Source organism: Deltaproteobacteria bacterium PRO3 (assembly GCA_030263375.1).
GTDB lineage: Bacteria > UBA10199 > UBA10199 > DSSB01 > DSSB01 > DSSB01.
On record SZOV01000093.1, the window covers coordinates 1 to 12,597 of the forward strand.

General features: G+C 64.8%; 12 protein-coding genes and 1 pseudogene. 3 read left to right on the plus strand and 10 right to left on the minus strand.

All coding sequences use genetic code 11. The annotated features are described in order from the left end of the window. From FBR05_12465 to FBR05_12475, 3 genes are all read right to left on the minus strand, one after another. On the minus strand, positions 1-511 hold a 511-nt coding region (locus tag FBR05_12465; protein ID MDL1872992.1), incomplete at its 3' end, for a hypothetical protein. Then, the gene (locus FBR05_12470; protein MDL1872993.1) at positions 511-1,299 is read right to left on the minus strand and encodes an enoyl-CoA hydratase/isomerase family protein; all 789 of its coding nucleotides are present in this window, start codon (positions 1,297-1,299) and stop codon (positions 511-513) included. The genes FBR05_12465 and FBR05_12470, both read right to left, overlap by 1 nt. A gap of 11 nt (positions 1,300-1,310) precedes the next feature. Further along, positions 1,311-2,927 (minus strand): methylcrotonoyl-CoA carboxylase, encoded by a 1,617-nt coding sequence (locus tag FBR05_12475; protein ID MDL1872994.1) that lies wholly within the window; start codon positions 2,925-2,927, stop codon positions 1,311-1,313. A gap of 67 nt (positions 2,928-2,994) precedes the next feature. Between FBR05_12475 and FBR05_12480 the strand changes: the two genes are divergently transcribed. After that, on the plus strand, positions 2,995-3,777 hold the full coding sequence (locus FBR05_12480) for an enoyl-CoA hydratase/isomerase family protein (GenBank protein MDL1872995.1): 783 nt from the start codon (positions 2,995-2,997) through the stop codon (positions 3,775-3,777). A 93-nt stretch (positions 3,778-3,870) separates the two neighbouring features. Here FBR05_12480 and FBR05_12485 read toward each other — a convergent pair whose 3' ends face one another. Together FBR05_12485 and FBR05_12490 are read right to left on the minus strand one after the other, a co-directional pair. Further along, entirely contained in the window at positions 3,871-4,287 is a 417-nt protein-coding gene (locus tag FBR05_12485) for a cobalamin B12-binding domain-containing protein (GenBank protein ID MDL1872996.1), read from the minus strand. Positions 4,288-4,345: 58 nt separating this feature from the next. Further along, complete coding sequence (locus FBR05_12490) at positions 4,346-5,068, minus strand: methyltransferase (GenBank protein ID MDL1872997.1); 723 nt, start codon at positions 5,066-5,068, stop codon at positions 4,346-4,348. A 44-nt stretch (positions 5,069-5,112) separates the two neighbouring features. On the opposite strand from FBR05_12490, the gene FBR05_12495 reads away from it, so the two are divergent. Continuing rightward, positions 5,113-5,478: a metallopeptidase family protein gene (locus tag FBR05_12495; GenBank protein ID MDL1872998.1), complete on the plus strand. Its 366-nt coding sequence runs from the start codon at positions 5,113-5,115 to the stop codon at positions 5,476-5,478. Positions 5,479-5,714: 236 nt separating this feature from the next. Here FBR05_12495 and FBR05_12500 read toward each other — a convergent pair. The 5 genes and pseudogenes from FBR05_12500 to purD all read right to left on the minus strand — a co-directional run bounded on the left by FBR05_12500 (position 5,715) and on the right by purD (position 11,595). After that, positions 5,715-5,810 (minus strand): annotated as a pseudogene (locus FBR05_12500) (chitin-binding protein). A gap of 2,092 nt (positions 5,811-7,902) precedes the next feature. Continuing rightward, positions 7,903-9,207 (minus strand): DUF1015 domain-containing protein, encoded by a 1,305-nt coding sequence (locus tag FBR05_12505; protein ID MDL1872999.1) that lies wholly within the window; start codon positions 9,205-9,207, stop codon positions 7,903-7,905. After that, positions 9,204-9,818: a threonylcarbamoyl-AMP synthase gene (locus FBR05_12510; GenBank protein ID MDL1873000.1), complete on the minus strand. Its 615-nt coding sequence runs from the start codon at positions 9,816-9,818 to the stop codon at positions 9,204-9,206. Before FBR05_12510 ends, FBR05_12505 begins: the two co-directional genes overlap by 4 nt. After that, a complete protein-coding gene (purE, locus tag FBR05_12515) occupies positions 9,818-10,321 on the minus strand; it encodes a 5-(carboxyamino)imidazole ribonucleotide mutase (protein MDL1873001.1) in 504 nt (167 codons plus the stop codon). Before purE ends, FBR05_12510 begins: the two co-directional genes overlap by 1 nt. Beyond that, complete coding sequence (purD, locus tag FBR05_12520; GenBank protein ID MDL1873002.1) at positions 10,321-11,595, minus strand: phosphoribosylamine--glycine ligase; 1,275 nt, start codon at positions 11,593-11,595, stop codon at positions 10,321-10,323. The genes purE and purD overlap by 1 nt, the downstream gene beginning before the upstream one ends. Positions 11,596-11,710: 115 nt before the next feature. Between purD and FBR05_12525 the strand changes: the two genes are divergently transcribed. Beyond that, positions 11,711-11,977: a hypothetical protein gene (locus tag FBR05_12525; GenBank protein ID MDL1873003.1), complete on the plus strand. Its 267-nt coding sequence runs from the start codon at positions 11,711-11,713 to the stop codon at positions 11,975-11,977. Positions 11,978-12,597 lie beyond the last annotated feature (620 nt).

The window sequence follows — 12,597 nt, forward strand, 5'->3', positions numbered from 1 at the left end:
GCATCCCCTTCCCGCCCCCGCCGGCCGCGGCCTTGATGAGCAGCGGGTAGCCGATCTTGGCGGCGATCTTTTCCAACTCCTTGCCGGAAGGCAGCTCGCCCTCGAAGCCCGGAACGGTGGGAACCTTGGCCTTCTTGGCCAAAAGCTTGGACTCGACCTTGCTGCCCAGGCGGCGCATGGTCTCGGGGCTGGGACCGATGAACTTGAGGCCGGCCTGGGCGCAGTCCTCCGCGAAGGCGGCGTTTTCGGAGAGGAATCCGTAGCCCGGATGGATGGCCCAAACGCCCGCCTCCTTCGCGATCGCGAGGATCCTAGCGGAGTCGAGGTAGGTCTCTTTCACCTCGGCGCCGGGCAGGCGGAAGGCCTCGTCGGCCTCGCGCACGGCGAGCGAGCCGGCGTCGGGGTCGGAATACACGGCCACCGTCGCGTAGCCCAGCTCGCGGGCCGCATGGATGACGCGGCGGGCGATCTCGCCGCGGTTGGCGATCAGGATTTTTTTGCCGGTTGTCATCACCCCACCCAATCGGGTTTGCGCTTCGTCAGAAACGCCACCATGCCCTCTTTCCCTTCCTTGCTGCCGCGGCGGGCGGCGATCTGTCCCGCGGTGTAGGCTCCGATCTTGTCGAGCGCCTGGCCTCCCACCTTCTCGATCAAGCGTTTGCAATCCGCCAGGGCCGTCGGCGCGCCCTTTTTCAGCTCGCGGATCTTGTCCTGGAGCTTTTCATAAACGTATTCCGGAGTACCCTGGTATTGGATCAGCCCCATTTCCTGGGCCCGGAGCGCCGTGAATTTCTCTCCGGTCAGGAAATACTCGCGAGCATTGGCCTCGCCGATCTTGCGGATCACGAAGGGCGAGATCACCGCCGGGATCAGGCCCAGGCGCACCTCGGTGAAGCCGAACAGGGCGTCCTGGTTGGCGAAGGCCATGTCGACCGCGGCGACCAGCCCCGTGCCGCCGCCCAGCACCGCGCCGTCGATGCGGGCGATCACCGGCTTGGGGCAGCGGTAGACCGCGAGCAGCATCTTGTGCAGCTTGAGGGCGTCGGCCTTGTTTTGCGCCGGCGTGTAGGAGGCGACCTTCTTCATCCAATTGAGGTCCGCGCCGGCGCAGAAGGACTCGCCGGCCCCGGCCAGGACGATCACGCGGGTCCCGGGGTCCTTGCCGAACTCGGCGAAGGCCCGGGCCAGCTCGGCGATCATCGCCTCGTTGAAGGCGTTGTGCAGCTCGGGCCGATTGAGCGTGACGGTGGTGACGCCTTGGTCGCGCTCGATCAGCAGGGTGTCGTAGGGTTTGGCCATAAGATCCCCTTTTACATGCGAAATACGCCGAAACGGGTCTCCGGGATCGGCGCGTTGTAGGCCGTCGCCAGCCCCATCCCCAGCACCTTGCGGGTGTCCGCGGGATCGATGATGCCGTCGTCCCAGATCCGCGCCGTCGAGAAATAAGCGCTGCTTTCGGCGGCGTACTTCTCGAGGGTCGGCGCCATGAACTTCGCCTCTTCCGCCGCCGTCATCGGCGGCTGGCCCTTTTCGGCCAGCTGGTCCTTCTTCACGGTGAGCAGGACGTTGGCCGCCTGCTCGCCGCCCATCACGCTGATCCGCGCGTTGGGCCACATCCATAGTTGCCGCGGGCCGTAGGCGCGGCCGCACATGCCGTAGTTGCCCGCCCCGTAGGAGCCGCCGATCACGACGGTGAACTTGGGCACCCGGGCGTTGGAGACGGCCATGACCATCTTGGCGCCGTCTTTGGCGATGCCGCCGTTTTCGTAGGCCTTGCCGACCATGAAGCCGGTGATGTTCTGCAAAAACAAGAGCGGGATGCGGCGCTGGGCGCAGAGCTCGATGAAGTGCGCGCCCTTCTGCGCGCTTTCGGAAAAGAGGATCCCGTTGTTGGCGACGATGCCCACCGGCATGCCGAAGATCCGCGCGAAGCCGCAGACCAAGGTGGCGCCGTAGAGCTTTTTGAATTCATGGAAGGCCGAGCCGTCGACCAACCGCGCGATCACCTCGCAGACGTCGAAGCCCTTCTTGGGATCCAACGGGACGATGCCGTAGAGCTCCTCGGGCGAATACAGCGGATCCTGGGGCTTGTGAAACTCGTAGGCCGTCTTGGCCGGGCGGTTGAGGTGGGCGAGGATGTCGCGGGCGATCTCTAGGGCGTGCTCGTCGTCCTCGGCGAAGTGGTCGGTGACGCCCGACTTGCGGCAGTGAACGTCGGCGCCGCCCAGCTCTTCGGCCGTGACGACCTCGCCGGTGGCGGCCTTCACCAGCGGCGGCCCGCCGAGGAAGATCGTCCCGTTGCCCTTGACGATGATGGTCTCGTCGCTCATCGCCGGCATGTAGGCGCCGCCCGCGGTGCAACTGCCCATAACGGCGGCAATCTGCGGGATGCCGGCGGCCGACATCTGGGCCTGGTTGTAGAAGATGCGCCCGAAATGCTCTTTGTCGGGAAAGACCTCGGACTGCAGCGGCAGAAAGGCCCCGCCCGAGTCGACCAGGTAGACGCAGGGCAGGCCGTTTTCGGCGGCGATCTCTTGGGCGCGCAGGTGCTTCTTGACGGTCATCGGGTAGTAGGTGCCGCCCTTCACCGTCGCGTCGTTGGCGATCACCAAGATCTCGCGGCCGTGGGCCAGACCGATGCCGGTCACGATGCCCGCGCCGGGCGCCTCGCCGCCGTACATCTCGTGGGCGGCCAGGGTGGAGAATTCTAAAAAGGGGGAATCGGGGTCGAGCAGCCGCTCGATGCGCTCGCGGGCGAGCAACTTGCCGCGCTTGCGGTGCTTGGCGACGGCCTCGTCGCCGCCGCCCCGCTTGACGAGGGCGATGCGCTCGCGCAGCTCCTTGGCAAGCCCCCGATGGTGGTCGGAATTTGCTTGAAAGTCGGCGGAGCCTGGATCTAGGGAGCTAGCCAGTATTTCGACGCTCATGGGACCTCCTTAACCAGGGCCCGGCGCGGTTTCAACGGAATTTTCACAATTCTTGCAGGTACTCCCCATGTCCCTCCTCCTCTTCGAACAGCAGGGCCCCGTCGGCAAATTGACCCTGAACAATCCCCAGGAGCTCAATGCCATGACGCCCGAGATGGGCGACGCCATCGCGGCGATGGTGCCGAAGCTCAACGCCAATCCCGACCTGCGGGTCGTCCTGATCACGGGGGCGGGCCGGGCCTTCTCGGCGGGCGGCAATCTGCAGTTCATCCTCGACCACACGGCGCGGGACTTCGACACGAACAAGCGGGAGATGATCGAGTTCTACTCCAAGTTTCTGCGGCTGCGGGACATCGAGGTCCCGACCCTCGCGGTGCTGAACGGCCACGCCATCGGCGCGGGCTTCCTGATCGCCCTGGCCTGCGACCTGCGCTACGCTGCCGCCGAGGCCAAGCTGGCCGCCAACTTCGCCAAGCTGGGCCTAAGCAGCGGGATGGGCGGGCTTTACTGGCTGACCAAGCTGGCCGGGCCGGCCGTCGCGGCCGAGCTGCTCTTCACCGCCCGCACCTTCGACACCGCCGAGGCCCAGCGCCTGGGCCTGGTCAACGGCGTCGCGCCCGCGGCGGAGCTGGACGCCAAGGTGAAGGAAGTCGTCGACCTCATCGTCGCCAACGCGCCGCTCGCCCTCAAGATCATGAAGAAGGGCGTGCAGCGGGCGGTCACCGCGACCCTCGAAGAGGTCTTCGACTACGAGTCCGCCGGTCAGGCGAAGAGCTTCGCCACGCAGGACCTGCAAGAGGGGATTCGGGCGATTCAGGAGAAGCGGGCGCCGAGGTTTCGGGGGGACTAACACCTCGAATTTCGAATGCGATCATCCCATGCGGCCCTCGGAGCGGGGGATCGAAATTCGCATGCGAAAATCGAAATTGGAGGTGGCCGAAATTCAGATCGCTTCGGTCTTGGGCTTCACGTTCTTTTTGACCCACTCGATGATGTCTTGGGTGGAGGAGCCGGGGGTGAAGATCTCGGCCACGCCCTGGGCCTTGAGCTCCTTGATGTCGTCGTCGGGGACGATGCCGCCGCCGAAGACGAGGACGTCGCTCATCCCCTTCTCTTTCATCAGGCGGATCACCTCGGGAAAGACGTAATTGTGGGCGCCGGAGAGGATGGAAAGGCTGACCGCGTCGACGTCCTCTTGGATGGCCGTGTTGACGATCATCTCGGGGGTCTGGTGGAGGCCGGTATAGATGACCTCGAAGCCGGCGTCGCGGAAGGCCCGGGCGATGACCTTGGCGCCGCGGTCGTGGCCGTCGAGGCCCGGTTTGCCGACTAGGATGCGAAGTTTTCTCTCGGTAGCCATAAGACCTTCCTCTGGTGGCGAAACTTGGCATCGCCCCTACAAAATTCCCCCTCCCCTGTCAAACCCGGCGCTTGGGGCCGACCCAGGCCTCGACCTCGGGGGTATAGTGGTCCGCGTCCCGGTACACGACGATGGGCGGCTCCACCTTCAGCTCGCGCTCCATCGAGCGGACGGCCTCGACCATCACCAGGGTGGCCGGACGGTCCCGATAAGGGTGGATGAAACCCATCCGCTGCACCTTGAGCTTGGCGCGGTTCAGCTCGACGATCAGCTCTTCCAGCCGAATCGGCGGGTACATCAGGCAAAAGCGCCCGGAAGGTTTCATTAAATACCCCGCGGCCTTGATGAGGTCGGACATCGTCCCCTCGATCTCGTGCTTGGCGATGGCCTTGCTTAAATCCGGCGGCGCCTTGCCGCTGAAGGCCTTGCGGTAGGGCGGGTTGCTGATCACCACGTGAAAGCCGTGCGGCTTGAGGAAGGACTTCACCCGCTTCCAATTCTCGTGAAAGACCTCCAGCCGGCTCTTCACGCCCAATACCTCGGCGTTCTTCAGGGCCAGCTCGGCCAGCTCGCGCTGCACCTCGATGGCGACGGCCTTTTCGACCTTTCGCCGGGTCAGGGCCCAGAGGGCCAAGATGCCGACCCCCGAGCCCAGGTCGCAGAGCCGGTCCGTCGGCCGCAGGTCCGCGAAGCGGGCCAAAAGCAGCGAATCGATGCCGTAGCGATAGCCTTTTTTGGGCTGGTAAAGCGGGATAAAATCGGTTTTACCTGGGGGCGCCATGCGTGAGGATGGCGATAGCAGAGGACCCCGCGGAAGGAAAGCCCATGCTGAGCGATGAAGAATTCGAGGCCGTCGTCGACGAGGCCCTCGACGAAATTCCCGAAGAATTGGCCGAAAAGATCGAAAACGTCGATATTTTCATCGAGGACTACCCCAGCCCCGAGGTCCAGGCCGAGATGGGCGTCGGGCGCCGCGGGCTGCTGGGCTTCTACCAGGGCGTGCCGCAGAACCACCGCGGCCCCTACTACGCCAACACCCTTCCTGACCGCATCTACCTCTATAAAAAGAACATCGAAGCGATCTCCCCCACCCGCGAGCGGATGAAGGAAGAGATCCAACGCACCGTCCTGCACGAGCTGGGGCACTACTTCGGCATCGACGACAAGCGGCTGCGGGAATTGGGATTCTGATGTTCGCCCTGCTCTCCGACATGTTTAAGCGCGGGCACCCGGCCGACATCGCCTTCTTCGTGGTGGGAGGCTGGCTGCTGGCGCTCTTCCTCGCCGTGATGATCGCCCAGCTCGTTCGCCGCCTGCGACGCAAGGACAAGGCCCCCCATCCCGAACCTTAAGACGGCTTCCAGTGCAAGGGCTTGCGGATCAGCGCGAGTGCGAAGTGGACGAAGGCGAACTTGCTCAGCTCCCCCGCCCGGCCCGCCAGGGCCTCGAGGATCTCCCGCTGCGTCGTCATCGCCAGACCCCGGTGGCGCATGGTCTGCAACAGCAGCGGCATCACCTCGACCATCTTGCCCGACTGGACGCCGCCTCGCTCGAAGACCTCCCAGAGGGTCTCATAAATGTAATTGGGTCGCCAGCCGAATTTCTGCATCGCGTCCAAGAGGCCCGGCAGGAATTCCATCGCCACCGGGCTCTGCTCGCCCGCGCGGTCCAGCAGGCGCGTCAGGAAGCGGCTTTGGGTCGCGGTGTTCCAATCCAGCTCGGACATCATCTCGAGGGCGACGGGCAGGTGGTCCTCCAGCATCCACGAGACCTGCAGGTCGTTGGGCGCCCGGTCGGCGATCATCAGCAGGACGCGCGCCTGCTGGGCGTAGGTCCATTCGTGCTGGCCCATGAAACGCAGGGCGGCGGGCAGGTGGGAGAGGATGTTGCCGATCTTGTGGTCCGCGTGACGGATCAAGAGCTGCAAGAGGTCCGACTGCTCGTGATGGGTCCATTCGCTCTCGCGCATGGCCCGCAGGGCCCCGGGCAGGTTCGCGTAGACCCGGTCGGCGTTCGGTCCGGCCATCTCCGCCAGGGAGTAAAGCAGTTCGAACTTCGCGTCGTGGGGCCAGGCGCAGGCCTGCAGCGCGGCCAAGGCGCCGGGGAGATGTTTGTGGATGGGAACGGGGAATTCGCCCACGCGGGAAAGCAGGGCCAAGAGGCCCAACTGCCGCTCGTAGGACCAGCCCGCCTCCTCCATGGCCTTCAGCGCCTTGGGCAGGACATGAAAGACCTCCCAGGGCGCGCGATGCGCGCTGGGGGTGACAGCCTTCAGGAGCTCCCACTTTTGCTCCAAGGTCCAGGGGCTGCGGGCCAGGACCTTCTTCAGCTTGGGAAAGCGGCGCAGCATCACGCTCATCGTCTTCTCCATTCGGTGGCGGGTCACGTTGGAGGGTTGGAGCTCCGCGGCACCCTCGGGCGGATAGAGTCGCTGCTCGAGCCAGCGGAACAGGCGCTCGAAGGGAGAGGCCATGAAGATCATCAGCGGCGCAGGCGCCGGTAAGGGCAACAATCGGGACAAGGGCCGGGCATTCGTCTGTTCCAGGCGCGCTTGCAGGCGGGCCTCCGCCGTGCGTTCCGCGCGGAACTGGAGCTCGGCCTGGGCCCGGGCGAAACGCCGGCCCAGCATGGCCTGGCCGAGCCGCCCACCGACGCTGAGAGATAGGTAGGCGGCCAGCGTGTCGGTCAGGAAGGTTCCCGCGTCGCTGCGCGGGCGCAACCCCAGGCCTTCTTCCAGCTTGTGCGCGACGGCTAGGCCCGAGAAACCCGCCACGGCCGGCAGCGGCCGGGCGAGGTCCTTGAGGATAAAGCGATCCCCCGCGACCCGCCGCGCGGCCTGCCCGCCCCAACCGAAGGCCTTCAAGGCCCCAAGCGTCAGGCCGGCGCCGAGGAAATCCTGCCCCAAGGAACGCTGCGTCCCGCCCATGGCGCGGGCGGAGAGCACGAAGGCCGGAAGCTCGACGCCGAATCCGATCCCGCCCGCCGCGAGCCGCGCCCCCCAGCCCCGCGTCAACGCGGAGGCCCGGGCGGAGCCGAGCAGGCGGCCAAGCGCGGCGTTGCGGGCGAGGCCGAAGGCGACGGATCCGACCATCATCGGCGCGATCACGCGCGGGTCAGACGCTTGGCGCGCAAAGCGGCGAAGCAGGCCCTCGGCGCGCGCGCCGAAGCTACCGCGGCCTTGCAGGGCCTCAAGCCTATGACGAGCCTGGCGCCGTTGGGGCGACTCGTGGACTTCAAGGGATAAAGGTAGGGGCCCTTCGCGAACGGCCCCTAAAATCGCTGCATAGACGCCGGCGACAGCCTCGAGACGATCCCCCTGCTCGAAACGAAGCCCCAAGGCAAGCAGGGCCGCGTCCCTCAACTCAGGATCCGTCTCGCGATAAATCTCGCGCAGCTCGCGCGCCTCGCCAGGCCCAAGTCCCGGGATCTCCGGAAGGCTGGGGACGGACGAAGGTGCGGCCGGCCGCGCCCAAACGCGGTGCATATGCCACCCGTATTTATAGAATCATTTGTTATGAGGGGGAGGAAAGGCGAAGCGAATCCGTGCCCCCGAACCCGTTATTCGGGGGCCTTATCGCGCCGCGCGCGAAGAAGTTGTCGGGAATTTGCCCAGGCTCAGGCCGAGGCGAAATCGTAAAACACGAGGCCCGTCAGGGGCTTCGGATAGAAGAAGGTCGATTTCTGCGGCATCTTCTCGCCGATGGCGATCACCGCCTCGATCTGCTTGAGCTTGGTCGCGTTCATCAGGAAGGCGTAAGTGCCTTTCTCTTCGGCCAGGCCGATCGCCTCCTTGGCCTCCTTGATGTAGAGAATGTTGCCGTACTCCCGCTGCGCGCCCTTCGAGACGCCCAGCAGCTCTTCCAGGACAAGGTCGTGCAGAACGGTCACGTCCAGGTCGCGGATCGCGAAGTGCAAATGGTTGAGCGACTGGCTCTCGAGCAGCTTCTCGACGTCGAAGACGAGGACCTCGATCTTGCCGTCGTGGACCCAGCCCAGGGCGTGCTCCCGCGCGCCCTCTTCTTCCAGCATGCGGATCGCCGCGTCGGCCTCGGCGACGGGGAAGGCCTTGACCTTGGCGTATTTCGAGACCAGGCCGCGGAAGATCTCTTCGTTCATCTCGGGGCGCTGCGCCAGGACGCGGTGCGTGGGCAGGACCACCAGCCCCGGGTCTTCCAGGGCGCAGATGTACATCATGACATAGTTGAAGGGCTCCTGCCCCGTGTACTTGTCGCCCAGCAGCGCCTTCTGCTCTTCGGCATAGGCCAGGGCGGTCTCGTAGCGGTGGTGGCCGTCGGCGATCATCAGGGGTCGGTCGCGGACGGTGCCCAGCAATCGGGCGATGGCCTCGGCGTCGTCGACGCGCCACAGACGGTGCTCGTCGCCCTTCTCGTCGCGGATCTCGAGGTCGGGCTTTCCGGCGGAGAGTTTGGCGAGCTGCGCGCCGGCCTCCTGCGCCGGATCGGGATAGAGGGCGAAGATCGGCGAAAAGCTGGCATTCGTCGCCTGCATCAGCTTGAGGCGGTCGGCCTTCGGGCCCGGGAAGGTCTGCTCGTGCGGCTTCACGCCGCCTTCGGCGAAGCTCTCGAGACGCCGTCGCGCGATGAAGCCGCGCCGAGTGAGGCGACGGCCGTCGGGCAGCGAGTAGGTCTGAAAGTAAAGGTAGATCGAGGGCCGCTCATCTTGCCGCAAGACGTCCTTCTGCTTCCAGGTGTTATAGGCGTGCTGGGAGACCTGATAGCGACTCAGGCCGTTTTCTTCCTTCGCCAAGTCGATGCGCACCACGTTGAAGGGGGACTTTGCGTAGAGCTTGTCCTGCAAGGGCGGGTCGATGACGTCATAGGGCGGCGCCAGCACGGCGGCGAGGTCGCCGACCTTTTCGGGGTTGTAACGATAGCCTCGGAATGCGTCGATCTTGGTCATGCTTGGGTTTGACTCCAGTATTTTTCCAGTTCCGCGAAGGGGATGTCCCCCGCGCGCAGCAAAACTAAACGATCCCCTTCCACCCGGACGACGGTGGAGCCCTGTGAGGGAGGGAGGTCTCCTCCAGGCAAAAAATATACATCTTCCCGGCCGCCGAAATAGGCCTCGAGCTCGCGCCGCGACCGCGCGCTGGGGGCGCCGCTGGGGTTGGCGCTGGTCGTGGTCAGTGGGCCGCCGAAGCCCGCCGCGAGTTGCCGCGCCAGGGGATGCGGGCTCACCCTCAAGCCCACCCAGCCTCCCTCGCTGGTCCAAGCCTTCGGGACCTTGGCGGAGGCCCGGGCCACGATCGTCAAGGGACCCGGAAGAAATTTATTTATCAAATTCAACAAATTATCACTTAGTTCCGAAAGTAAATCCTCACAATGTTTTGGCTCCGCCAACAGCAGGGAAACCGCCTTGCCCGCCTCCCGCCCCTTCAGCCGAAACAGGGCCTCTTGGGCCTTGGGCTGGGCGATGTCCACCCCCAAGCCGTAGAAGGTCTCGGTGGGGTAGACGAGGATCTCCCCGCGCCGCAGGACCTCGATCGCGGTGGGGAGATCGACCTCGCGCATCAGCCCAGCTTTTCGTTCTTGGCCAGGAGGGCCTCGGCGTTCTTGCGCCGCTGCTCGGACAGTTTCTTGGCCAACTCCGGATCGCCCAGGGCCAGGATCTGGACGGCGAGGAAGCCGGCGTTCTTGGCGCCCGCCTTTCCGATGGCCACGGTCGCGACCGGGATCCCGGCCGGCATCTGGACGGTCGAGAGTAGGGCGTCGAGCCCGCCTAAGGACGAGGCATCGAGAGGCACGCCGATCACCGGCTTGACAGTCCGGGACGAAACTGCGCCGGCGAGGTGCGCCGCCATCCCGGCCGCCGCCACGAAGACCTTCACGCCCTGTCCCTCGGCCTCTTGGAGGTAGGCCGCCAGGGCGTCCGGGGTGCGGTGCGCCGAGAGGACCTTGATGTCGGAGGTCACGCCGAACTCCTTGAGCGTGTCTTGGCAGGCGCGCATCGTATCGAGGTCGCTGTCGCTGCCCATGAGGATGGAAACCAGGTAGGGCGATTTGGATGTCGTCATCATGGATTTCTCCTTCTCGCCAACCCGCGCGCGGCGATGTCCTTGCGATAGTGCATGCCCTGGAAGCAAATCTTTTCGACGCCCGCATAGGCCCGCTTCACCGCGGCCTCCAGGTCGGGACCCAAGGCGGTGACGGCCAGGACGCGGCCGCCGTTGGTCAGCCATTTTCCGTCTTTGAAGGCGGTGCCGGCGTGGTGGACGATCGCAAGATCCGCGGCCGCCTCCAGCCCCAGGATCTCGTCGCCCTTGCGCGGAGCCGCCGGATAGCCCTCGGCGGCGATCACGATGCAGGCCGCGCTGCCGGGCTTCCATTTCGCGGCGACGGAGGCCACGCGGCCCTCGATGGCGGCTTCAAAAAGGTCGATCCAGTCGCTCTCCAGGCGGGGCAGCAGGACCTCGGCCTCGGGGTCGCCGAAGCGGACGTTGAACTCTAATACATAGGGCTTGCCGCCGCAGATCATCAGGCCCGCGTACAAGACCCCGACGAAGGGCCGGCCTTCCTCGCGCATCCCGGCCAGGCTGGGGGCGATGATGGCGCGCATAACCTCTTGAGCTAGGGCCTCGTCCATCACCGGCGCGGGCGAGTAGGCCCCCATGCCGCCGGTATTGGGCCCTTGGTCGCCGTCGTTCAAGCGCTTGTGGTCTTGGCTGGAGGCGAGGGCCAGGGCCTGGGCGCCGTCGCAGAGCACCATGAAGGAGAGCTCTTCGCCGTCGAGAAATTCCTCGATCACCAGCTGCTGCTCGCCGAACTCGCGCCTCACCAGGATGCGTTCGACACCCTCCAGGGCCTCTTCGAGGCTGAGCGGAACCAGCACGCCCTTCCCCGCCGCGAGACCGTCGGCCTTCAGGACCCAGCGCGTGGAGGCGTTGTCGCGCAGGAAGCGGCGCGCGGCCTCGGCTTCGGTGAAGACCTCGTAGCGGGCGGTGGGGATGCGGTATTTCTTCAAAAAGTTTTTGGTGAAGACCTTGCTGGCCTCAAGGACGGCCGCGGCCTGATTGGGCCCGAAGATCTTAAAGCCGGCCGCCTGGAAGGCGTCGACGACGCCCAGGGTGAGAGGAACCTCGGGGCCGACCAGGGTAAGGTCGACTTGTTCCTCGCGGGCCAGTTTCACTAGGCCGGGGATGTCCTCGACGGAGACGGGGCAGCAGCGGGCCTCTTGGCCGATGCCGGGGTTGCCGGGGGCGGCCAGGACCTCGCGGACGCGGGGCGAGCGTTTAGCGGCCTTGACCAAGGCGTGCTCGCGACCTCCGGAACCGATGACCAGCACTTTCATGGGTTTGGCTCTAAAACTCGGGACGCCGCGAAGTCAAGCGGCCATCGCTTTTTCCCTTGTCGGGCGGGGCCGGTATGCTACCCTGCCCTCTCAACATCGAACAAGGAGCCCCATCGTGGCCATTACTCCCCGGGCTGAAAAAGCCTTCCAACTCCTGACCGAGCTCAACGAAATCGACGTCGGGCAGTACCAACAGATCCTCAAGGACCGCCTGGGCCCGGAGATTTTGGCCGTCTTCGAGAGCTATTGCCGGGAGATCATGCCGGAAGAGGAAAACGACGAAGTCCTGGGCACCTTGGTTCACCTCATGATCACGGGCTACTTGGTGAGCGCCAACGAGGCCAAGGCGGTGTTCGGGCCTTCCATTGAGATCGCGGAATAAGTCGTCCCTGCCCTCCCCTAAATTTTGCGTCATGCTACGCCCGGCCGGAAAACTGGGGCCCCTCCTGAAAGCACGGCCCGGTCGGCCTACTCGCGCCAAAAAAGCCTGTTCGCAATTCCAGTTAGAGTCTTCCTTCGTCAGCCTCTAACTGGATTGCTCTCTAGGCTTTTTTGACGCTCCTACGGCCTCCCTCCTGCCTAAAGCTTTCAGGTGGGGCCCCAGTTTTCCAGCCTGAGTGCACAAAACAGATCCGGAATTCCAAAAACTCCATCCTACGCCCTCCTTCCGCCGAGAGGCCTTCCGGGGGAGCCCCGATTTTCTGCCTAGCTGCTCAAAAGGGAATAAGGGAACAAGAGAGCCGGAGAATTAGGGAATAGGAGAATGGGAAATGGGGAATAGAGAAATTGGAATACTGAAAACCTGATAAAACTTTTCTCTTCCCAGCACGAGCCCCTAGCCGGGGGCGATATGTCCCTAAGCGGGACCCTCCGAAAAGCCGATCACCTCAAGGCCTATATAATATCGGCTTTTCGGCGGAGGCCTGTCCCCCGGCCTGAGATACCGTCTTGCTAGTCAAGCTGCAAAAGCAAGCAATGGGTCAAAAGGTTTATTATTCTTCA

Excerpts from the sequence above, each read along its gene's own strand:
- FBR05_12470 (MDL1872993.1), bottom strand. The coding sequence starts at position 1,299 with ATGGCCAAACCCTACGACACCCTGCTGATCGAGCGCGACCAAGGCGTC.
- FBR05_12475 (MDL1872994.1), bottom strand. The coding sequence starts at position 2,927 with ATGAGCGTCGAAATACTGGCTAGCTCCCTAGATCCAGGCTCCGCCGAC.
- FBR05_12480 (MDL1872995.1), top strand. The coding sequence starts at position 2,995 with ATGTCCCTCCTCCTCTTCGAACAGCAGGGCCCCGTCGGCAAATTGACC.
- FBR05_12485 (MDL1872996.1), bottom strand. The coding sequence starts at position 4,287 with ATGGCTACCGAGAGAAAACTTCGCATCCTAGTCGGCAAACCGGGCCTC.
- FBR05_12490 (MDL1872997.1), bottom strand. The coding sequence starts at position 5,068 with ATGGCGCCCCCAGGTAAAACCGATTTTATCCCGCTTTACCAGCCCAAA.
- FBR05_12495 (MDL1872998.1), top strand. The coding sequence starts at position 5,113 with ATGCTGAGCGATGAAGAATTCGAGGCCGTCGTCGACGAGGCCCTCGAC.
- FBR05_12505 (MDL1872999.1), bottom strand. The coding sequence starts at position 9,207 with ATGACCAAGATCGACGCATTCCGAGGCTATCGTTACAACCCCGAAAAG.
- FBR05_12510 (MDL1873000.1), bottom strand. The coding sequence starts at position 9,818 with ATGCGCGAGGTCGATCTCCCCACCGCGATCGAGGTCCTGCGGCGCGGG.
- purE (MDL1873001.1), bottom strand. The coding sequence starts at position 10,321 with ATGACGACATCCAAATCGCCCTACCTGGTTTCCATCCTCATGGGCAGC.
- purD (MDL1873002.1), bottom strand. The coding sequence starts at position 11,595 with ATGAAAGTGCTGGTCATCGGTTCCGGAGGTCGCGAGCACGCCTTGGTC.